The sequence below is a fragment of the Cohnella sp. AR92 genome (genome assembly GCF_003990975.1).
In the GTDB taxonomy this organism is placed as follows: domain Bacteria; phylum Bacillota; class Bacilli; order Paenibacillales; family Paenibacillaceae; genus Cohnella.
On sequence record NZ_RZJR01000008.1, the window covers coordinates 75,764 to 97,504 of the forward strand.

Below are 21,741 nucleotides of genomic sequence, written 5' to 3' on the forward strand. Positions count from 1 at the left end.
GTCTTCATAAACGATACTTAGGTGATGGTATGAACGGAAGCCGGATCGGCGCTTAAGATCGCCCCGAGGCCTCCGAAGACGTAAATCTTGCCCTGGTACTCGGTCACGCCGACCAACTCCTGATCGACTCTCACTTCCTGCTTCGACCAGCGGCTCGCGTCCGTGGACAAGAAAATGGAGCCTTCCGGTCCTACCGCTACGTAATAACCGGCAACATAGGAGATCCCATATAAGCCGGTGCTGTCGCCTCTAAGCGTAAGACCATCCTTGAACGTAACGGTCGACCACTTCTGTCCGTCCGTCGAGACCATGACTTTGGAATAGTCGATGTTGACGTAATTGCCGGATACCGTCATGACGAACTTGTCCTTGCCCCAGGCAATATCGTAATAATTCTGGGTAGAGCCGAGGACCACTTTCGTCCAAGCGATTCCGTCCTTCGAGGTCAGAATGATTCCGGATTGGCCTACCGCAACGAAAGTAGTTCCGCTCCAAGCCATCGAATTGAGCGTCGCGGTCGTATTCGACTTTCTTTTCGTCCATTTGACCCCGTCCGCGGAATAAAGAATCGTTCCGTTCGCCCCTGCCGCGTAATAAGCATTCCCTGCCTTGATGATCTTGAATAGCGAATCCGTCGTCGGCGAGGTCACGTTCTGCCAGTTGATGCCGTCCGCGGAGGTTCGAATCGCACCTTGCGAGCCGACGCCGAGGAACTTGCTGCCGGTCCAGACGACGCTGTACAGCGGGAAGGTCTCCTGCTTGTACGTTCCGGCCCAAGCTCCCGCCCCGCTCAGCTGAAGAGAGGTGAACGAGCTCAGCTTAATGTATCGATCCTTATGTCCGCCGACGAAGACCAACTTCCCGGCGCCGACCGCTGCCGCATTCAAAGTGTCGAGGCCGACCGGGTACTTTTTCGCTTGGACCCAATGCGTCCCGTCCGTCGACGTCTTCACGCCGAGTCCGGTGACAGCTACATACTGTTTGCCGTTATGCAGCGCATAGGAGACATTCTGCGTTTTGTCGGTCTTGTTTACCAGACCCGCATCGGTCCACTTCTCACCGTCCTTGGAGGACAGCGCCAGCAGATACAGATCGTCCTTGGTTCGAGAATTCACGTAATCGAAGCCCAGCACGATAAAGCGATCCTTCACCCAATAGATCTGGCTCCAGAAGCCTTTCGTCGAGACGCTCTTCCACTTCACGCCGTCCTTGGAGACCATGATCGTGTAATCTCCCGCAAGGACGTAGGTTCCTCCGCCGTAGGCCAAGCTCCAGATCTCCTCGGAGTTCGGCTGGTTCGTCTTGACCTTCGTCCACGTCAAGCCGTCCTTCGACACCCCGACGACGCCTCCTTCGTAACCGGACGCGACGAATTTGCCGTTCCCCCAGACGACTCCCTTCAGATCCGTTCCGATCAGCCCCGAGGCGCGTCTCGTCCAGCTGTTTCCGTCTTCGGAGGTGTAGATATAGCCGCTGCTATTGTTCCCGCCGACGAGAACGAATCGTTTGCCGTTCCATGCCGCATCGGAGGGGTAGAAGCCGAATTCGTCGATGACTTGCTCATTCGGCGTCCACTGCTTGCCATCCGCGGAAGACCAGAATTCCGTTTTCCTTCCGGAATCCTTGTGGCCGATCGCGACGAACTTGCCGTTCCCCCAGACGACGGCGTAGAATTGGCCGCGGAATCCGGTCTCGATCGTCTGCCAGGCGATGCCGTCCTTCGACGTCGTCACCATTCCGCTTGAACCGACCGCGACGTAGAGGCCGTTCCCGTACGCATAATCTCCCGTCCAGGTCGCCGAATGAGACTTGTCCACCGTCCAGTCCAGAAGTTGGGGATCCAGCGTCGTGAACCTGGACGGTTCCGTCTTCTGCCGGGCAAGCTCGCCTTCGAACGTTACGTTACGCTGCTTAAGCGCATCGATGACGCTCTTCGTTGCTACATCCTGTAGATTAAGAACGTTATAGGTAGCGTTCACGCTGGTTAAGGAAAGCAGGTTCCGAAGTGGAGACAGGTCGCTCACGTTGGCGTCCGCGAAGTCGATCAGCTCAAGGCTGCCCATGTCCGAGACCGCTTCCAGGCTGTCGAGATAATTGTGGCCGATTCGAAGGACTTCCATATTCCTCAAGCCCTTCAGCGCGGAGAGATCCCGAATATGATTGCCGTCGAGATCAAGATAAGACAGTTTCGTCAGACCCGCTAACGGCGTTATGTCCTGTATCAGATTGCCGGGAAGGTTCAGTTGCTTCAGATTGACCGCATATTCCAGGCCCTTGAGCGAGCGGACTTGTCCGTAGTACTTGGGGTCTTGCGTGTAGAACGATTCGAGACTCGCCATATCCGCTTCGGTGATTTCTCCGGTTGACTTATTGAGCTTCGCTCGAATGGACTTCTCCAGAATGGGGTCCTCTATCACAACAGCGCTCGCATGGGCCGCGTACATCGGAATCGCCGTCCATACGAGGAAAATAACGAGCAGGGTCAAGCCGATTTTGCGCATTAAGAAGGGGCCTGCAGACGGTACGATAGAGTTCGAATTCAATTCTTCTGCCTCATTTCCGTTATTTTACCAAGGTAAATTAATACAGTTAATAGTTTAGTATAATTGTTGTCCCCCATCAATACGCAGTCGCCTCCAAACAAAAAACCATCCTAGCGGCCAAATGGCCGCTAGGATGGTTTAAAGAGGAGATGAATCAGAATTCAACGGACAAGTAGCTTAGCGAGCCCATCTCATAGCTGCGGTGCGCTTCGGTCGCGGTCGAAGCCGGATCCGCGCTGCCGAAGGCGAGGTACAGAGGAACGAAGTGGTCCGGTCTCGGCACGGCCGTTCGCGCGTTCGGGGCCAGCTCCTCGTAACGGAACAGCTCGTCCAATTCCTTGCGCTGGATGCGGTCGACAAGCCAATCGTCGAACGCCACCGCCCAGGCGTCGGGCTGCTTCGCATTGAAGTTCATCGCACGGAAGTTGTGAACGGTAGCCCCGCTTCCGAGAACGAGAATATCCTCTTGGTCCAGCCCGCGAAGCGCGGTGCCGATGCGAAACTGCTCGCTAGGCGGCAAGAACGGGTGAATCGAGATCTGAACGACGGGGATATCGGCATCCGGATACATCCGGCGAAGAGGCACCCAGCTTCCGTGGTCCAGTCCTCTCTTCGTGTCGAAGCGATGCGCGATGCCCAGCTTGTCGAGACTCTCGCCGATTCGTGCCGCCAGCCCCGGATCGCCGGGGGCCGGGTACTTGATGGTATACATCTCCGGCGGGAACCCGCCGAAGTCATAGATCGTATCGTAAGCCCCGTCGATCGAAGAGATCGCGAGCACTTCGCTTTCCCAATGGGCAGTGAAGACGACAATCGCTTTAGGCTTCTTCCTCTTGCCGTACTCCGCCAGAAATTCCGTGCATGGACTATCTTGAATGGCCATCAAAGGAGAACCGTGACCGACGAATAAAGGAGAGATCATGTGGATTCCTCATTCCATTTCGTATGTTAATTACTTTATATAACTAACTATACAACAGCCCTCCACATTCGTCAATGGAAACCCTTTAATAGCGTTGCCAGATCGTCTTCCGCTTATGAAGCCTTCGCCCTCTGCAGGCGAAGAGCATTCAGCACGACCGACACCGAGCTCAGAGCCATCGCCGCTCCCGCCAGCCATGGCGCGAGCAAGCCGAAGGCGGCGATCGGAATGCCGATCACGTTGTAGGCGAGCGCCCAGAATAGGTTCTGCCGGATGTTGCGCATCGTTTGGCGGCTCAGCGAGATCGCGTCGGCGATCCCGTTCAGGTCGCCTCTCATCAGCGCGACGTCTGCGGCTTCCATCGCCACGTCGGCTCCGGTTCCGACCGCCATCCCGATATCGGCGGTCGCCAGCGCGGGAGCGTCGTTGATGCCGTCTCCGACCATGGCGACCTTGCGTCCTGCCTTCTGAAGCTTGCGCACTTCCTCCGCCTTGCCGTCCGGCAGCACCTCCGCGATCACTTCATCGATGCCGGCGGCTGCGGCGATCGCCTTGGCCGTGCGCGCATTGTCTCCGGTCAGCATAATCACGCGCAAACCTTCTTGCTTCAACCTCTTAACGGCTTCGCGCGAGGTCGGCTTGATCGTATCCGAGACGGCGATCAGCGCCGCATGCCGATTGTCAACGGCGACAAGCATTGCCGTCTTGCCTTGTTCCTCCAGCTCGCTCATGGCGCTGGCCGCCGCCGAGAAATCAACGTCCCCGCTCTCCATGAGCAAGCGGGTGCCGATCGCCAGCTTCCGCCCTTCCACCGTCGCTTCGACGCCATAACCCGGCAGCGCCTTGAACTCCTCTGCCGATGCCGCTTGACCTCCCTGCTCCTGGAGCCCCCGAACGATCGCTTCCGCCAGCGGGTGCTCGGAGCTTCGTTCGGCGGCGACGATCCAACGGGCAACGTCGTCGCGATTCCAGCCATCCGCCACGAGAAGATCCGTCAGCTCCGGCCGGCCGTTCGTAATCGTGCCCGTCTTGTCGAGCACAACCGTATCGATCGTATGGGTCTGCTCCAGATGCTCTCCGCCTTTGAAGAGAATGCCGAGCTCTGCGGCTCTTCCGGAGCCCGCCATGATCGAGGTAGGCGTCGCCAAGCCGAGCGCGCAAGGGCAGGCGATGACGAGTACCGCGATCGCGGCTTCCAGCGAGCTGGACCAGCTTCCCGGTTCCACCGCCAGCAGCCAGACGAAGAAGACGATCAGCGCGATGCCGACCACGATCGGAACGAAGACGCCCGAGATGACATCCGCCACCCGCTGAATGGGTGCCTTCGAGCTTTGCGCTTCCTCTACGACCCGGATGATCTGGGCGAGCGCCGTATCTTGGCCGATGCGAGTCGCTTGCACGCGCAGCGCGCCGTTCTTGTTGATCGTCGCCCCGAAGACGGAATCGCCCGCTTGCTTCTCGACGGGCAAGCTTTCTCCCGTCAGCATGGACTCGTCAACGGACGATGAGCCTTCCATGACAATGCCGTCGACCGGCAGCTTCTCTCCTGGCTTCACGATCACCAGGTCGCCAAGCACGACCTCTTCTACCGGAACGTTCATCTCCTTCCCGTTCCGAATGACGAGAGCGCTTTTCGCCTGAAGCTTCATCAAGGAACGAATAGCCTCCGAAGAGCGTCCCTTCGCCAGCGCTTCGAACAGCTTGCCGAGAAGAATCAAGGTGATAAGGATGGCGCTGGTCTCATAATACAGCTCGACGGAATGCATATGCTCGTTCGTCGACGAGCGAATCGTCTGATAGACGCTGTAGCCGTAAGCCGCGGAGGTCCCGAGCGCCACGAGTACGTCCATGTTCGCGCTTCCGTTGCGCAGCGCTTTGTACGCTCCGACGTAGAACTGCCATCCGATCAGGAACTGCACCGGAGTCGCCAGCGCGAATTGGAACCAAGGCTTCATGAACAGCTCCGGCACCCATAACCAGGACAAGAAAGAGAAATGGCCGGCCATCGCCCACAAGAGCGGAAGGGACAGGATCGCCGAGACGATCACTTTGGACAGCTTGCCGGTCACGTCGCGATGGCGCCTTTCCTCTTGATCGCGCTCGACTCTCGGCGCAGCCTTATAACCCAGCTGTTCCACCTTATGAATGACGTCCGTCTCCGACACGTTCCCGGATTCGTACTCTACCCTTGCCGTCTCCAGAGCCAGATTGACGGTAGCCTTGTTAACGCCCGGCAGTCGGTTCAAGCCTTTCTCGATCCTCGCGGCGCATGCCGCGCAAGTCATTCCGCCGATATCGAGGTCCAGAATCTCCAACGATTCCGGAACCCCCGCCTGCTCTAGTGCAGCCTTCGCAGTACTCATGCCAATCACCCCAACCTTTGGATTAATGTACCCCTGTGGGGTATATTTTATGGCTAAAAAAAGAGCCTGAGGCCGTTCGAACTTCATCCCCAAGCCCCATCATCCTGATTAGACGACGTCGTAGCCTTGATCCTCGATCGCTTCCTTAAGATTGGCGACCGACGTCTTCTTCTCGTCGTATTCGATCGAGACGGACTTGCCCGCCAGATCTACCTTGGCCGATGCGCCGAGCTTGCGAACGGCTCCTTCCACCGCGTTCACGCAATGGCCGCACGACATTCCTTCTACTTTGAGCGTAATATTCTGCATGTTAATTCCTCCCGAATAAGATTTATTATTTCATCAGCTTGTTGACCGTGACGAGCAGCTCGTCGATAACCTCGTTCTCACCGGCTTGAATGCGTTCCACGATACAGCTGCGCATGTGTCCTTCCAGCAGAAGCTTGCCTACGGAACCGAGCGCGGACTGCACCGCGGCGATCTGGTTCAAGACGTCGTCGCAGTAGGTATCCTTCTCGATCAGGCCCTTGATCCCGCGAATCTGGCCTTCGATCCGGTTCAACCGCGAGACCAGGTTCGACTTCGTCTCGTTCGAATGATGGCTGCGCCTTGCCGCCTTGCCGCCGTCATGACAGCTCTCGGCCGCGGCGGATTCTTTCGCTTGCTCCATATGGGAATCACCTCACGCTTTTATCTTAATATACCCCCACAGGGTATGTCAAGCCTGAAAATTCCTTTTTTTCTCCAGGTCGGTGGTCTTCGCATGACCCTTCCATCCTCCCGCAATCGGAAGCGCGACGAGCTCGACCGGTGGAAACGGCTGGTGACGAACGATAACCCCGATCATAAGGCGCTTAACCTGTACGGCGCGGGAGGCATCGGCAAAAGCTTTATGCTGGGCGATTTCCGCAGGCGCTGATCGAGCGTCGGCGTGCTTTTCCTTCAGATCGATTGCCGGATGCTGCGCACCCCATTTGATTTTACCGTTGAATTGCTGCGCTTTCTGCTGCTGCCCTCCCCGGCGTGCTGGATCTGCTCGGCAAATAAACGAAAGCAGACGGAACTACAAAACGACGACTGACCAATTATCCTATAACTTTATGTTCGATGTTTTGTACGCTCGGTGGAACCGGCGCTCTTCCGGAATGCTTGTGCGCTTAACAATGGAAAAAAATGATGCATTTACCTAAAGCGTTCGTATTACAATTTACACTACTATTTTCTTGCCACGACTACATTTTTCTGAAAGGAGATTTTATGAAGTATTTACTACTGCTCGTTTTGTTTATTGCCGGAATGTTAGCGGTTTTTCGCCCTAAAGTTGTTTGGCAGATAAAAGAAAGCTGGAAATCGGATGATGCGACAGATCCATCAGATCTTTATATATTGATGACGCGAATTAGCGGAGTATTGTTCTTATTGCTAACAGGGTTCGCACTGCTAGTTTTTATTTTTGCTTAGTTACAAATGAATATACGGGTCGGTTTACTACGAATCCTTAGGTTAGCATAACGATTTGGATACAGATAACGCCTCTGCTCAACGTAAATAAAACAAGCGTAGTGGGTCATCCTAGACCACTACGCTTTATAGTTACTATAGATAAGCTTATCCCTATCCTGCTTGAGACGGGTAGTAGTAACCCGCTTATACGACCGTATCGCTGATGACCGTCGTAAATCCGTTTTGTCCGGCCAAACCGAACGTTTTCGATATGTCGTTCCTGTCGTCGCTTCCGAATTTGTACCACTTATCGGCCGACGCGTCGTAGAGCAGTACATTAGAGCTGTCGTTGTACAACGTATACAAATCGAATCGCTGCACGCTCGTCCCGCTCATGTCCAAGAAATCAAACTGAGTCGCTTTGCCATACCAGCCCGTGTCCATGATGGGATACGTCCAAGTATAATGGGCGGGAGCTTCCGTCGGTTCTCCTTTGCCTTTCTCGAACAAATCGTAAATCGCTTTGATATAAGCGTTGCCCTTCATTTGGGTCACAATGCCGCCCATGGTCATATGAATTTCGTGTTGGAGCGTATACACGCTCGAGCCGTCAATGACCAGCGGCTCGGTAGCTACCGAAACGAGCCCATCGCGGTATTGAACCTGGCAGCCGAACGTCTCGGCGATAAAACGGAGAGGAACGAAGACGCGTTCGTTCTTGACGTAAGGTTTCACGTCCAGGGTGACCGCCGAACCGTTCCGCACCGCAGCATGGCTATTGGGCTTCAGTGTTATTTTCAACTGATCCATTGCGATCGTCACTTCCGAATTCGACCAACTTACCGAGGCTCCTAAATTCTCGCTGAATATACGCAGAGGCACCATAACGCGCTGATTGACGACTTCCGGCTGTACATCCGATACAATCGTCACGCCATCCACTTTAATTGGAGTTCCCGATGCCCCATACGCAGGCAACGAAAACAGAGTAAGCATGATAATAACCAGCGTGCCGGCGAGAACCTTCTTCATATCATTAGCTCCTTCAACAGAGAAATGGATCATCAACTAGAGGATTTGACGATCGATTCTCTGTTTTTGTTGCTTTTGCGCCAACAAGTTTTTAAGGTTGCCATCAATAAATTTATTATCGGCTTTGTTAATTCCGCGACCGGCAAAGTGACCGCAGATCGATTCGATAGGATTAAAAACAGCATTAGGCATAAGTCGCTCTTTACTCATCAGATATCGGCTCACGGCTCTCGCGCCAACGGCTAACGGAACTGACAGCCGTTATTTACTCGAAAAAGAGCTGTTATGAATCGTTACGGAACTGAGCGACGCTTATTTTGTCATTTCACCTTGACGCGAGCAATTATTGTAAACATAAGGGCTGCTAGTTCCTTTAGAATCAGAAAGACGCCAATCTGCGCCTGTAAGGGTCTCTGATTTCCGTTAATATTCGGATTGCTGCACAAAAAAGAACGGCTGAGAATTCAGCCGTTCTAGATTGCTCCGTACATAATCTTCCTCGCCAATCGGTCCAGCCGCTCCCTCATCGCCTCGTCCGCTTTCGCGTCATCGTCGCAAGTCGCCAACAGCTGCCGTTTCTTGATCTGATAGTAATCGAATAGAGCGTTCCTCAGCGTCAGGTTCTGCTTCATCAACTGCACGGGATCGATCAGGCTGCGGAACATCAGCTCGTCTTGAAGGATCACGAGCGTCGCGTTCTGGCGAAGGAACGCTCCCTTCTCCATTCCCTCCTCGTAGAACCGGCGCAGCCTCTCGATGCGGGAGCCGATGGCCGATTCCAATTCGCCGTAGAGCTCCGGCAACGTCTCGCGCAGATCGTTCAGGAACGGGTCCGAACGATAGCTGGCGATCAACAGCGTCTGTACGAACGAGTTGCGGAACCTTTGCTCGTAAGGGAGGTCCGCGGCGCGCAGGTCCTCCTCGTCCTTCTCCTTGATGAAGCCCACGAATTGCTGGACGATCAGCTCGATGATCTCGTCCTTGGAGCTGAAATATTTGTAGAGCGTCGCCTTGGAGATGTCCATATGCTTGGCGACATCGTCCATGCGAAGCTGTTGGAATCCTGTCTGGCGAATGGGAGAGAACAGCTTGGTGACCAACCTGCTCCTGCATTCCGGATCGGTGTAGCGGCAGCCTGGCTGCTCATCCTGATTTTTCACGACGCTCCCTCCTTTATTCTCTCAGTATAATCCATCGCGCTTAGCAGGTAAACTTTCTGAACAACCTAAACTAATTTTACCTAAAACAGTTTACTTTGAATAGGGCCTGATGTATGATTTAGAAACATTATACAGAAATAGAGATGGAATGGAGAGAGGATTAAGGATGGAGGAAAATGAAATTCAAGGCAAGGTGAGGTTCTGGCCGATCATGCTCGCGATTTTCTTCGGTTCGTTCTTAAGCGTGATGGGCATCAGCACGATCAATATCGCCCTCCCGTTTCTGATCGAAGACTTCCACAGCGGACTGGACACGATCCAGTGGGTGCTGACCGGCTTCATGCTGATGCTGGGGGTCTCCGCGCCGCTTACCGGGTACCTGGGGAATCGGTTCGGCCCTAAAAGATTGTATCTGTACGCCATGATCGGCTTCGTCGTATTCTCGCTGCTGTGCGCGCTGGCTTGGAACGCAGGCTCGCTCATCGCGTTCCGGATCGTGCAAGGAGCGTTCAGCGGTCTTGTCCTTCCGGCGACGATGACGATCATCTTCCAAGTCATCCCCCGCGAGAGGCAAGCGTTCGCCGTCAGCCTCTGGGCGCTGTCCGGCATGCTCTCCCCCGCGTTCGGACCGACGATCAGCGGCTGGCTCATCCAGAACTTCAGTTGGAAGTGGCTCTTCTTCATCAATATCCCGATTGGGCTCGTCGCCATCCTGTTTATCCAGTTGATGATTCCCGACTATCGTCTGGGCAAGCCGAAGCCGCTCGATATCGTCGGCTTGGCCACCGTCGTCGTCAGCAGCGTCTCGATTCTGTTGGGACTTAGCGAAGGCAGGCAATGGGGCTGGACCTCCTGGAATACGCTCGGGCTGTTCGCTCTTGGCTTCGTCATGCTGCTTCTCTTCATCTGGAGAGAACTTCGGGCAGAGTCTCCGCTACTCAACCTTCGGGTATTCGCGAATGCCCGGTTCACCCTATCGCTCGTCTCCGCGACCATTATCATGATCAGCTTGTATTCCGGTACGCTTCTGCTGCCGTTGTTCCTGCAGAACGTACAGCGGATATCCGCACTGGACACGGGCATCATCATGCTTCCCGCTTCCTTGATCATGGCGCTCTTCATGCCGGTCGCCGGCAAGCTGTACGGCCGAATCGGCCCGTTGTGGATGACGATCGGCGGATTGGCGTTCATTCTTATCGGAAGCTATGAGATGTCGCAGCTTGAAGTAGGCGTCTCTCATGCTTACGTGATCTTCTGGATGTCGATACGCAATATCGGCGTCTCCTTCGCCGCAGCGGCAACGGGAACGGCGGGCATGGAAGAGATTCCAAGAGTCCAGTCCGGCGACGCTTCCTCCGTGTCCAACTGGGTGCGCAACGTCGGCGGCTCCTTCGCCATCGCGCTGTTCACGTCCCTACTTATCTCCCATGCCGCGTCTCACGGACAGGAGCTATCGGCAAGCGGCGGATCCGATGCGTCTGCTCCGCTGCTCGCATATACGATGAGCGTAAACGACGTGTTCATGGTCGCGACTCTCATCTCGCTGGTCGCGATTCCCTTCGGCTTGCTTGTCCGGAAGAAGCGCGCCCCGGCGGTGCTTGCCAAGGATTCCGCAATCGCCGGGGAAGAACAAACCGCTTAAGCTGCGGCTTTCTTCTCCAAGAGCGCGACAACCGCTCCGACGGCCAACGCGGCTGCGGACGCAAGGATTGCCGAGCCTCCGGCATGGATGACCAGAACGGGAACCCAGAGCAATCCGAGCGTGCGATGAACGGTCCGCATCCATTTGTTCCGGATTTTGTTGACGAAGAATCCGTAACCGGCAATGGCCAACAAGATCGCAAAGGCCGCAAGTCCGCTCCATATCTTATGGTCCTGAAGCTTCGTGAACAGGAAGTAAGCACCATGAACCGCAATCAGAAGGAGCGTCGCCCACCCCAATGGCTTATGCGCGGTTCGAAGCAGCTTGCCGACCCTTCGTACGAGGAGAGACGGGGACTTGAGCTTTTTCTTGAACCAGAACCAAACGAAGCCGGCGGCTCCTAGGTAAAGCGATATCGTTCCCAGCGTCTTGGCAAGACCGCCTAGGCCGCCTTCTTCTTCCCGAGGCGGACGCCCCGCTCCTCCGGGCGGAAAATGTCTGCCGGCGTTAGACGGGTGGTGCCATAGGGAGTAAGCCAATAGCAATGCAGCCGCAATTGCGGCAAGGATAGCAGGTATCCAGACGGTTTTCCTTTTGCTCACGTTCGTTTCCTCCGATTCTTGGGACGGCTCGTTGTTGCGAATTCAGTATAATAGAGCTTTATTAATTAATTCTAAACAAGAAGAAGGCAGCCGATCGAGGGTAGGCTGCCTTCTTCTTTGGTCTATTTAGAGTTGGATCCGTTCCGCCTTATAGAGGTTAAGCTCCATCGGCGCGGCCAGGAGAGAGCGGGCTTGGTTAACGAAAGAGGCAAAATGCTCGCTCGTATTGTGCGACTGAGCCGCCTCCATGTCCTTCCACAGCTCGATCATGGTGTAATGGTGCTCTTGATCGACCGATTTCTTCAGCTCGTAGCTCAGATTGCCCTCTTCTTTTCTCGTCGCCTCGATGACGGCCTTGACTTCGCGCAGGAACGCTTCCTCTTGATCGGGCTTAATCTGGAGATTGGCATGCACAATGATCATGATGTTCATCCTCTTCGTTGTCGTTATTTGGGCCTGCCCGGTTCACGGTTCCTATTGTTCCGCACGCGACTGTACGCGATTCAACCGCGATTCGACTTGCGATTCCGTCAGTCCCGTTCGTAGATCGAGCCCGAGCGGCTCGCGAAGAATTCCCCGTATACCTTCTCGGCGTAAGCGTCCGTCATTCCGGAGATGTAATCGGCGACCATCCGCTCCCACGGCCACTTGCCTTGCTGCTGCTCGTAATTCTCCAGCCAATCCGGAGGAATAATGAGCCTGCCCGTCTCGTATTCCTTGAAGCTGTCCCACAGGCGGCGAATCATGACTTCGCTTCGCTTGTGCAGGCGCTGAACCCGGAAGTCCTTGATCAGCGTGACCCAGGCAAGCTTCTTCAGGATCTCCATCGTGCGCAGCAGCTCCAAGTCCTCTTGGCCGTCGCGGACGAAGGTTACCCTCTTCCATCCTCTAGCCGGATCGTCGATAATGCCGACCTGGCTGGCGTAGCGGCGCACCCAGCGCGCCTTGTTCTCTCTTCTCGTGCGGGAGGTATCCCGTCCATTCTCGGCGTATATCTCTTCCCACTGCCGAACGAACTGGCTAAGCACGATTCTCACCGTCGATTTCAGGTCGAGGCCTTCCCAGTTCATGCCCTTGTTGCCGGGGTCATCGACGATCTCTTGGACCAGATGGGTCACCAGCCGTTCGTCCTCGTAGAAGTTCGTGCCGACCGGGATTTTGCCGGCGCGGATTCCGTCCTCCAGATCGTGGGTCGAATAGGCGATGTCGTCGCACAGGTCCATCAGTTGGGCTTCGAGAGTCGCGCAGCCCTCCGGCATCCCCCACAATCCCCTCAAGTATTCGATCCCTTCCCACTCGCGGCGGAACACGCCCTTAACCCGGCCAGGTTCATCGATGCAGTACGGATACTTGTTGATGCCGAGCAGCGCGGCAGCCGTCAGGTCGAGGCCGCTGTCGCTCCCCGCTCGCTTCTCCAGGAACATGAGGATGCGGAAGTTCTGGGCGTTGCCCTCGTACTTCAACCCGTGTTCTTTCTGAAGCACGTCGTTCAGGACCTCTTCTCCCTTGTGGCCGAACGGAGGATGTCCCAAGTCATGGGCGAGTGCCGCCACCTCGACGACCTCGGGGTCGATCATGAGGCCGGGATGCAGCTTCTGCGAGAGGAAAGGATAGCTCTTGTCGAGCCTTCTTGCCACCTCCCGCGCAATCTGGGATACTTCGAGCGAGTGCGTCAGCCGGGTGCGGTAATAATCGCCGGAACCGGCGCCGAACACCTGAGACTTGCCCTGCAAGCGGCGAAAAGCCGGCGATTGAATCAGGCGGGAATAATCCTTCTCGTACTCGTCGCGATCGTCGCTGGAATAAAGATTATCCGTGTCGAACAGTCTTAGCTTGCGTACATTCATCTGCGTCACCTCTGAATCGGAGCCATTTCATGTATTGTATTTGTTTTCGTCGAAGTCCGCCAGTTCTTGTTAGATATAAGGAAAGAAACCGAACGGTTAACGTCCGGTTTCCTCCCCTGAATCCATATGCTTATTAGAATAAGTACGAGGCGTAATTGACCGTTACGGCCAAGGATACGCACAAGAAGACAATAGCCGGAACCCACAGCGAGATCTTGTCCTGAGCGCGAAAATGAACGAAAATGGCGCCGATCATCGTCCCCCCCAGCAGGATTCCTCCCCAAGCCGCGAACCCGTGCGTCCAGATGCCAAGCAGCATCAGGGCCGCTCCGAGCATCTCCACGGCACCGGTCGCCATTCTCATCGACGGAGGCAATCTCCAACGCTTGAAGTTGATCAGCTGCGGCTTCGCCCCGGCCAGCTTCGAGAGTCCGCCGACCAAGAATGCGGCGCTAAGCATGATTTGCAAGACGATGATTGGCACGACAACGCCCTCCTAATGACAACAACGGAACTGGATCGATTTGTTAGTCCTATAGGCGCATTATAAGGGGAATCGGGCCGAACTGACAAGGATATGCTTGGAAAATCGAGGATTCGAGCTAGACATACTTGAGGAGGATCGTCTCGATATGGCGCAGGTGCCGCTTCATTCCGTCCGCGGCGGCTGCCGTATCCCGAGCCGCCACCGCTTCCGCGATAGCGGAGTGCTCCTCGAGCAGCCGCTCGGCGACGGTGCGATTCGCGTACAGCTCCGCTCTCCGGACTTCCCGGATGGCCAGCTCCATCGGAGTCATGATCGAGTCGAGAACCTTCGACAGCATCGAATTATGGGCCGCCTTGACCAGCGCAAGATGGAACTCGATGTCGGTCCTCTCCCCTTCGAGATCGTTGCCGACCGCCTGCTCCATCTCCTTCACGATCCGCTTTAGCGCCGCCGCGTCTTCTTCCGTTCTCTTCTCCGCGGCCAGCGAAGCGATCGAGACTTCGAGCGACTGACGCACCTCGATGAGCTCGAGCAGCGTCTCCCGGTTCATCCGCAGAGCTTCCACGCCGGGCAGCTTGATCTCCGCTTCCGGCTCGGAACGGATAACCGTGCAGCCGCCGCCTTGGCGAATCTCGATCAGTCCCATCGCTTTGAGGGCGCTGAGCGCCTCGCGGGTCGTCGATCGTCCGACGCCGAAGCGCTCCGACATCTCCTTGGTCGAAGGAAGCTTATCCCCGACCTTCAGCTTGCCTTCCACGATCTGGCGCTTCAGCTGTTCCGTAATCTCTTCGTAGTGATTTCGTTTCGTTAGCGGGGTGACTTCCACGCCAGTTCCTCTCCTTCCATGTCCCTTTATCCTACAAGAAGAGCATAAACAATGCCAGGCCCATGCACGCCGATCGTCAGATCGTTCTCGATATCGGAGGAACGGCTCGGCCCCGTAATGAAGTGAATGCCCGCCGGCAGGCTATCGCGCCCGGCTCGGTCGAATTCGACCAGAACCTCGCCAAGGCGGGTCTTCATCTTATCGACCGGGATAAGGATCATCATGACGGTCGGCAGAAGCGAGACCGAGCGTCCCTTGTCCTTCGATGACTTCACGACGACCGAACCCGTGTAGGCAACGGAATGATCCGCCATGACCACCCCGAAGTCGGCTTCGGCGGAACGCGCCTTCCAATAGACGTCCGGATCGGTGTTCCATACCGAGACGCGAGCGTCCGGAAGCGCGGCTTCCAACCCAAGCGAATCCAGCTCCGCTTCGTTCTGGCGAACGATGTACTTCGCGCCCATCTCTTGGGCTTTCGCCGCAATAAAATCGCGCGCCGCGTCCATGTCGGCAAGGCGGGCCACATGGCCGCCTACGCTCTTCCAGTTGTCGGAGAACCGCTCGATTTTCTCTTCGAGGCTCCATTCCAGCTCGTTCCAGAAGTCTGGCGCTCCGCGAAACGGATGCGCCGGCGCTTCCGTCACTCTCGGATGCTTCAGCTTCTGCGCGATTCCGGCCATGAAAGAAGCCTGCTTGGCCTTCGACTGCTCTTCCATCTCTCTCAGCCATTGCTCATGCGTATCAGCCATGATGATGTCCTCCCCCCTGCTGTCTGTTCTTCACGATATTCTCCATGCGCTGCTTCATCTCGGGATTGATCTCCTGAAGCCCCGCCCGGATCTCCTGCTCCAACGTCGGCCAATTCTCGCGGAAGGACTTCTTCGGCAAGCTCGGCGTGACGCGGTAGCTGTTCCAGCCCTTGAGCGGGCCGATCTTCGTGCGGATGCCGCCGTCGCGAACGACCAGCTTCTGGCCGATCTGGCCGACCTTAAGCACGGTGCGGAATCTCTTCGCGTTGCCGAGCAGCGTCGAGAAGCCCTTCATGCCCGCTCCTTCGAGCTTGTTGCCGTGACCCTTCTCGACCTTGCGGCGGCGTAGGGAAATGAGCATCTCGTGCAGAGGAATCTTGACCGGACAGGCCTCGTAGCAAGCGCCGCACAAGCTGGACGCATTGGCGATGTCGTCCCATTCGGCGATGTTCTTGTTCAGCGCCGGGGTGAGCACGGCTCCGATCGGGCCGCTGTACGTGCCGCCGTACGCGTGTCCGCCGATGTGGCGATAGACCGGGCATGCGTTGAGGCAAGCGCCGCAGCGGATGCAGTTGAGCAGCTCCTGGAACTCGGGGTCGCCGAGCTGAAGCGAGCGTCCGTTGTCGACGATGATGATGTGCATCTCGTCCGGACCGTCCGCATCCTCGCTGCGGCGAGGACCCGAGATGGCGGACATGTACATCGTCAGCTTCTGTCCCGTAGCCGAACGAGGAAGGAGCGTCGCCATGACTTCGAGATCCTGGAACGACGGAATGATGCGTTCCATGCCCATCAGCGTAATCTGCGTCTTCGGAAGAGTCGTGACCATCCGCGCGTTGCCTTCGTTCTCGAACAGGACCATCGAGCCCGTCTCGGCGATGGCGAAGTTGCAGCCGGTCATGCCGATATCCGCTTCGAGGAAGCTCTCCCGCAGCTTCTTGCGCACGAATCCGGCCAGCACCGTCGTATCGGCCTCTAGTTTCTCTCCTGCCACTTCCGACAATAGATCGGCGATCTGGTAACGATTCTTGTGAATCGCCGGAATAACGATGTGTGAGGGCGTCTCCCCAGCCAGCTGAATGATATATTCGCCAAGGTCCGTCTCGATCGCTTCGACCCCGATCTTTTCCAACGCGTGATTCAGGTGCAGTTCTTCCGATACCATCGACTTCGATTTCACGACGGTCTTCGCTTGCTTGCGCTCCGCGATCGCGAGGGAGATCTTCACCGCGTCGGCGCCCGTATCCGCGAAGTGAACGTGCACGCCGTTCGCTCTCGCGTTCTCGACGAATAAGTTAAGGTAATAGTCCAAGTGAGCGATCGTATGCAGGCGAATCGCCCGGCCGCGCTCTCTCCACTGATCCCAATTGCCGTGCTCGTTCGCCGCGTTCTTCTTACCGTTGCGAAGCCGCTCAGTCGTGAACTTGACCGCCTTCCGCAGGAATTCGTCGTTCAGCGCAAGCCCCGCGCGTTCCTTGACCGTTCCTAATGTGCCCTTCGCTGTTCCCTTGGCGCTCATGCCAGCTTCGCCCCTTCCGCAAGCAATTCGGCCAGATGCATGACGCGAACCGGCTCGTTCCGATATCGAAGATTCCCCGCAATGTTCATCAAGCAAGCCATGTCCAGCCCGACCAGCACCTCGGCCTCGGTCTCCTTGACGTGGTCGACCTTCTCGGATACCATCGCGCCCGAGATATCGGCCATCTTCACGGAGAACGTTCCGCCGAAGCCGCAGCAATCCTCCGCGAACGGAAGCGGCACGAATTCCAGGCCCTTGACGCGGTTCAAGAGCGCCATCGGTTCGTCCTTGACGCCGAGAAGCCGGCTGCCGTGGCAGGACGGATGGTAGGTTACCTTGTGCGGGAACTCCGCGCCTACGTCGGTAACGCCCAGCACCTGCACGAGGAATTGCGTGAATTCGTACGACTTCATTCTGAGCTGCTCCGCTCTGGCTTTCATCGCCGGATCGTCCTTGAACAGCTTCGGATAGTTATGAATCATCTCCGTGCAGGAACCCGAAGGCGAGATCACGAAGTCGCTGTCCTCGAACGCGTCCAGGATCGTCCTGGCCGTCGCGCGGGCATCGTCCCAATAGCCGCTGTTGTACGCCGGCTGTCCGCAGCACGTCTGCACCTTCGGGAATTCGAGCCTGACGCCGTACTTGGCAAGCAGGCGCACCATCGCTTCCCCCACCCGCGGAAAAATCGCGTCGCTAAGGCAAGTAATAAACAAGGAGACTTTCATGACGCCTATGCACCTCGATCGTTATGATATGATCTTATTATCAGGTTGTCAGACAAGTTTTGCAAGCGTTTTTTTATTACAAAACAGCTCCCGAAAACGCCAAAAAACTTCCCTCGTGAGAGAGAAGTTCTTTGGCGAATCTTCGGCCTAAGCCTATTATTTCTTAGCCACGTACTTGCGGATGTCGAATGCGACCGCAACGACGATGATCAAGCCTTTGATGATAAGCTGCCAGTAAGGGCTGATCCCGATGAAGGTAAGGCCATAGTTGATGACGGTGAAGATTAGAACGCCGGCGATAATTCCTTTGACTCGACCGACGCCGCCCGTCGTGGAGACGCCGCCGACGACGCACGCCGCGATGGCGTCAAGCTCGTACATGTTGCCGTAGTTGTTCGTGGCGCCGCCGGTGCGCGCCGCTTCCAGAACCCCTGCCAGTCCGTACAAGGCTCCGGCGATCGCGTACAGCCACATGATATTCTTGGCGACGTTAATGCCCGAGACATGCGCAGCTTGAATGTTGCCGCCGATGGCGTACATGTTTTTGCCCAACGTCGTTTTGTTAAACACAACCCATACGATAAAGGCAACGAAGATGGCGATCAGCACGATATACGGAAGGGAAAAATCGCCGCTGCCGATCGATCCGGTGCCCAGATGGCTGAAGTCTTTGCGCAATCCGCCGATAGGCTGCGAATTGTTCGGCGGCATATCGAAGTAGAGCGAGTTCGCGCCGTATACCGCTACCATCGTGCCAAGCGTTGCAATAAACGGCGGCACGTGGAATTTCGAAACGATGAAGCCGTTGAGCAGCCCGACCAGCAAACCGATCGCGATGGCGATCAGAATCGGGATGATCATCCACATCTGCGGAAGATCCGGGAAGAAGCGGCTTCCGTAGTCCGACATCTGAAGCATGGAGGCCGAGACGACGGCCGTCAAGCCGACGACGCGTCCGGCCGACAGGTCCGTGCCTGCCGTAATGAGAACGAACGCGGCTCCGAGAGCAATGATCAGTCTCGTAGACGATTGAATCAGCATATCCCGGAACGTCGTGATCGACAAGAAGTTCACGTCCATGACCGAGATCGCCAGAATCAAGACGATGAGCACGAGCCAGATCGCGTTCTGAGAGAACATATTTTTTGCTTTTAACCCTTTGGTTGCTTCCATGGTGCTAAATTACCTCCTCTGAATCTTGGCGATCAACCCGCCTGGGAACCATGCTGGGCGGCAAGCCGCATGATCTTCTCTTCGCTGGCCTCTTTGTCCTCGAGAATTCCGGTTACCCGGCCTTCCGACATCACCATAATGCGGTCGGACATGCCCATCAGCTCCGGCATCTCGGAAGAGATCATGATGATGCTCTTGCCTTGCTTAGCCAGCTCGATGATGATCGAATAGATCTCGAACTTCGCTCCGATATCGATCCCCCGCGTCGGTTCGTCGAGCAGCAGAATGTCGGGATCGGTGAGCAGCCAGCGAGCCAACAGAACCTTCTGTTGATTGCCCCCGGACAAATTCCGGATCAGCTGGTTGACGGAAGGCGTCTTGGTCTTGAACTTCTGCACGCCGTTCTCCGCTTCGACCTTCATCTTCGACTCGTTCAAGAATCCGAACTTCGTCTTATAGAGCCCCAGGTTCGCGATCGCCGTGTTCTCGGTAATCGACAGCACCGGGAAGATCCCGGTAACCCGTCTCTCTTCCGTTAGTAGCGCGATTTTATTTTTCTTGGCGTCGCCAGGAGACTTGATATTGACTTGCTTGCCGTCCTTGAAGATGGCGCCCGACTTGATGGACCTTAGACCGAAGAGAGCTTCGACCAATTCGGTTCGCTGTGCGCCGACGAGGCCTCCGATACCGAGGATTTCTCCTTTGCGAAGCTCGAACGAGACGTCCTTGAACGAATGAGGATGAATCGAAGTCAGCTTATCCACGCGCAGCATCACATCGCCGGGCTTGTTCGTGCGGGCCGGATATCGCTCGGACAGATCGCGTCCGACCATTCGGGTAATAATATCGTCGATCGTCAATTCCGAAGCCTGCCAGGTTCCGACGTATTTGCCGTCGCGCATGATCGTCACATCGTCCGAGATCCGCAGAATTTCTTCCATCTTGTGCGAGATGTAGATGATGGATACGCCTCTGGCGCGCAGCTTGTTGATAATGGCGAACAATTGCTCGACTTCATTGCCCGTCAGAGACGAGGTCGGCTCGTCCATGACGATGATTCTCGAATGGAAGGAGACCGCCTTGGCAATCTCGAGCGATTGGATCTTGGAGACGGACATCTCGCCGACCAGCTGCTTCGGATCGATGGCCATGTTCAAATCTTCAAACAATGCAACCGTATCTTGGAGCATTTTTTTATGATCGATAAACCGGAGGGGAGCTACCCCCTTCATCGGGAATCTTCCGAGCCAGATATTCTCCATCACGCTGCGTTGTGGCACCGGATGCAGTTCCTGATGGATCATCGACACGCCGTGTCTGAGCGCGTCTTTCGAATTCTTGATGTCTGCCTTCCGGCCATCCAAAAAAATCTCGCCTTCGTCCGGCTTATAGATGCCGAACAAGCACTTCATCAGCGTCGATTTGCCTGCGCCGTTCTCGCCCATCAGAGCGTGGACGGTGCCGGGACGAACCTTAAGGGTAACGTTATCCAGCGCCTTGACGCCCGGGAACGTCTTCGTGATGCCTTGCATTTCCAATAAATAAGGATGCTGCTGTGTCATTGTATAGCCTCCCTTGAATCCAACTCCGCATCCGATCGATCGATCGGCTAGCCAAGGAGCAAGGGGAAACGCCGATCAAAGCGTTCCCCCTCGACTTCTTCAGCCGTTCTCTGTTTAAATGTCGCTTCCAGCTTTATTGAGTAACCTTCTGGTAAGGAACCCAGATGTACTTGCCGTCGGTGATGTCGTAACCGACATTTTCCTTCGTCGGAGTCTCGCCGGACGCCAGAACGCTTAGAAGGTTCACCGTTGCTTTGCCTTGGTTCTCCGCGTCGTTCAGAACCGTACCGAGCAGCGTTCCGTCCTTAAGCGCTTGCTTGCCGGCTTCCGTTGCGTCTACGCCGACTACCGGCATCTTCTTGTCGCCCTTGAAGTAGCCCGCTGCCTTCAAAGCTTCGATCGCGCCAAGCGCCATGTCGTCATTGTTCGCCAGAACCGCTTCGATCTTGTCGCCGTGGGATGCCAGGAACGCCGCCATCTTCTCTTGGCCCTTCACTCGGTCCCACATCGCGGTGTCTTCCGCCAGCTTCTCGACCTTGATGCCTGCGTCTTGGATCGCTTGGATCGAGAACTTCGTGCGCAGCTCGGCGTCTTGATGGCCCGGTTCGCCCTTCAGCATGACGTATTGAAGTACGCCGTCGCCGTTCTTGTCCGCTTCCGGGTGGCTCTTGAAGTAATCTGCGATAATCTCGCCTTGCATCGTGCCGGATTCCTCCGCCTTCGCTCCTACGAAGTACGCCTTATCCCACTTCGCCAGATCGTCTGCCAGCGGTTCGCGGTTCATGAAGACAACGGGAATGTTCGCCTTCTGCGCTTTATCGATAATGGTGCCGGCCGCCGTGCGGTCAACGGGGTTGATTCCCAGCGCCTTAACCTTTTTATTGATGAAAAGATCGACTTTATCGTTCTGCGTCGGCTGCGAGTTCTGGCTATCGACGACGTCGACGTTCAGCTTGCCGGATGCCGCCGAGGTAATGGAGCTGCGCACGCTGCTCATGAACGTGTCGTCGAATTTATAAATCGCCACGCCCGCCTTCGGCAAGCCGCCTTCGCTTCCGCCGTTCGAGCTGGAGCACCCGGCCGTTACTAGCGCTACCGCGCCGATTACCATTGCTGCCGTCATTTTTTTCATTTTTCTAATGA

At 56.0% G+C, this 21,741-nt stretch carries 22 protein-coding genes; 3 read left to right on the top strand and 19 right to left on the bottom strand.

Annotation, left to right across the window (positions count from 1 at the left end):
- Positions 1-17: 17 nt before the first annotated feature.
- The 5 genes from ELR57_RS14275 to ELR57_RS14295 all read right to left on the bottom strand — a co-directional run bounded on the left by ELR57_RS14275 (position 18) and on the right by ELR57_RS14295 (position 6,498).
- The gene (locus ELR57_RS14275; protein ID WP_126959768.1) at positions 18-2,543 is read right to left on the bottom strand and encodes a leucine-rich repeat domain-containing protein; all 2,526 of its coding nucleotides are present in this window, start codon (positions 2,541-2,543) and stop codon (positions 18-20) included.
- A gap of 154 nt (positions 2,544-2,697) precedes the next feature.
- Positions 2,698-3,465, bottom strand: a complete 768-nt coding sequence (locus ELR57_RS14280; RefSeq protein ID WP_126959769.1) for a DODA-type extradiol aromatic ring-opening family dioxygenase — start codon at positions 3,463-3,465, stop codon at positions 2,698-2,700.
- A gap of 113 nt (positions 3,466-3,578) precedes the next feature.
- Positions 3,579-5,828, bottom strand: coding sequence for a heavy metal translocating P-type ATPase (locus tag ELR57_RS14285; RefSeq protein ID WP_192896574.1), 2,250 nt, complete (start codon positions 5,826-5,828; stop codon positions 3,579-3,581).
- 108 nt (positions 5,829-5,936) lie between these two features.
- Complete coding sequence (locus tag ELR57_RS14290; protein WP_126959771.1) at positions 5,937-6,137, bottom strand: copper ion binding protein; 201 nt, start codon at positions 6,135-6,137, stop codon at positions 5,937-5,939.
- Between the two features lie 25 nt (positions 6,138-6,162).
- Positions 6,163-6,498: a metal-sensitive transcriptional regulator gene (locus tag ELR57_RS14295; RefSeq protein WP_126959772.1), complete on the bottom strand. Its 336-nt coding sequence runs from the start codon at positions 6,496-6,498 to the stop codon at positions 6,163-6,165.
- Positions 6,499-6,591: 93 nt separating this feature from the next.
- Here ELR57_RS14295 and ELR57_RS27880 point away from each other — a divergent pair, with 93 nt between their 5' ends.
- Positions 6,592-6,747 (top strand): hypothetical protein, encoded by a 156-nt coding sequence (locus ELR57_RS27880; protein ID WP_158630038.1) that lies wholly within the window; start codon positions 6,592-6,594, stop codon positions 6,745-6,747.
- Between the two features lie 338 nt (positions 6,748-7,085).
- Positions 7,086-7,289 (top strand): DUF6199 family natural product biosynthesis protein, encoded by a 204-nt coding sequence (locus ELR57_RS28625; protein WP_126959773.1) that lies wholly within the window; start codon positions 7,086-7,088, stop codon positions 7,287-7,289.
- A gap of 186 nt (positions 7,290-7,475) precedes the next feature.
- On the opposite strand, the gene ELR57_RS14305 is transcribed toward ELR57_RS28625, so the two are convergent.
- The 3 genes from ELR57_RS14305 to ELR57_RS14315 form a co-directional block, all read right to left on the bottom strand.
- On the bottom strand, positions 7,476-8,303 hold the full coding sequence (locus tag ELR57_RS14305) for a copper amine oxidase N-terminal domain-containing protein (RefSeq protein ID WP_126959774.1): 828 nt from the start codon (positions 8,301-8,303) through the stop codon (positions 7,476-7,478).
- Between the two features lie 36 nt (positions 8,304-8,339).
- Positions 8,340-8,528: a hypothetical protein gene (locus ELR57_RS14310; protein ID WP_126959775.1), complete on the bottom strand. Its 189-nt coding sequence runs from the start codon at positions 8,526-8,528 to the stop codon at positions 8,340-8,342.
- A 248-nt stretch (positions 8,529-8,776) separates the two neighbouring features.
- Positions 8,777-9,463, bottom strand: coding sequence for a TetR/AcrR family transcriptional regulator (locus ELR57_RS14315; protein WP_126959776.1), 687 nt, complete (start codon positions 9,461-9,463; stop codon positions 8,777-8,779).
- A 166-nt stretch (positions 9,464-9,629) separates the two neighbouring features.
- Here ELR57_RS14315 and ELR57_RS14320 point away from each other — a divergent pair, with 166 nt between their 5' ends.
- A complete protein-coding gene (locus ELR57_RS14320) occupies positions 9,630-11,105 on the top strand; it encodes a DHA2 family efflux MFS transporter permease subunit (protein ID WP_126959777.1) in 1,476 nt (491 codons plus the stop codon).
- On the opposite strand, the gene ELR57_RS14325 is transcribed toward ELR57_RS14320, so the two are convergent.
- The 11 genes from ELR57_RS14325 to ELR57_RS14375 form a co-directional block, all read right to left on the bottom strand.
- Positions 11,102-11,707 (bottom strand): hypothetical protein, encoded by a 606-nt coding sequence (locus ELR57_RS14325; RefSeq protein ID WP_126959778.1) that lies wholly within the window; start codon positions 11,705-11,707, stop codon positions 11,102-11,104. The genes ELR57_RS14320 and ELR57_RS14325 overlap by 4 nt on opposite strands.
- Before the next feature lie 126 nt (positions 11,708-11,833).
- Positions 11,834-12,130, bottom strand: coding sequence for a putative quinol monooxygenase (locus ELR57_RS14330; RefSeq protein WP_126959779.1), 297 nt, complete (start codon positions 12,128-12,130; stop codon positions 11,834-11,836).
- A gap of 107 nt (positions 12,131-12,237) precedes the next feature.
- Complete coding sequence (locus ELR57_RS14335; protein WP_126959780.1) at positions 12,238-13,554, bottom strand: deoxyguanosinetriphosphate triphosphohydrolase family protein; 1,317 nt, start codon at positions 13,552-13,554, stop codon at positions 12,238-12,240.
- 133 nt (positions 13,555-13,687) lie between these two features.
- Complete coding sequence (locus ELR57_RS14340; protein ID WP_126959781.1) at positions 13,688-14,038, bottom strand: DoxX family protein; 351 nt, start codon at positions 14,036-14,038, stop codon at positions 13,688-13,690.
- A gap of 118 nt (positions 14,039-14,156) precedes the next feature.
- Positions 14,157-14,867, bottom strand: coding sequence for a FadR/GntR family transcriptional regulator (locus ELR57_RS14345; RefSeq protein WP_126959782.1), 711 nt, complete (start codon positions 14,865-14,867; stop codon positions 14,157-14,159).
- Between the two features lie 26 nt (positions 14,868-14,893).
- Entirely contained in the window at positions 14,894-15,619 is a 726-nt protein-coding gene (locus ELR57_RS14350) for a LutC/YkgG family protein (RefSeq protein WP_126959783.1), read from the bottom strand.
- Positions 15,612-17,138, bottom strand: coding sequence for a LutB/LldF family L-lactate oxidation iron-sulfur protein (locus ELR57_RS14355; RefSeq protein ID WP_126959784.1), 1,527 nt, complete (start codon positions 17,136-17,138; stop codon positions 15,612-15,614). Before ELR57_RS14355 ends, ELR57_RS14350 begins: the two co-directional genes overlap by 8 nt.
- The gene (locus ELR57_RS14360; protein ID WP_126959785.1) at positions 17,135-17,863 is read right to left on the bottom strand and encodes a (Fe-S)-binding protein; all 729 of its coding nucleotides are present in this window, start codon (positions 17,861-17,863) and stop codon (positions 17,135-17,137) included. Before ELR57_RS14360 ends, ELR57_RS14355 begins: the two co-directional genes overlap by 4 nt.
- Positions 17,864-18,019: 156 nt before the next feature.
- Entirely contained in the window at positions 18,020-19,036 is a 1,017-nt protein-coding gene (mglC, locus tag ELR57_RS14365) for a galactose/methyl galactoside ABC transporter permease MglC (RefSeq protein ID WP_126959786.1), read from the bottom strand.
- Positions 19,037-19,068: 32 nt separating this feature from the next.
- The gene (locus ELR57_RS14370; RefSeq protein ID WP_126959787.1) at positions 19,069-20,598 is read right to left on the bottom strand and encodes a sugar ABC transporter ATP-binding protein; all 1,530 of its coding nucleotides are present in this window, start codon (positions 20,596-20,598) and stop codon (positions 19,069-19,071) included.
- Positions 20,599-20,731: 133 nt separating this feature from the next.
- On the bottom strand, positions 20,732-21,730 hold the full coding sequence (locus ELR57_RS14375) for a galactose ABC transporter substrate-binding protein (protein WP_126959788.1): 999 nt from the start codon (positions 21,728-21,730) through the stop codon (positions 20,732-20,734).
- Between the last annotated feature and the right edge of the window lie 11 nt (positions 21,731-21,741).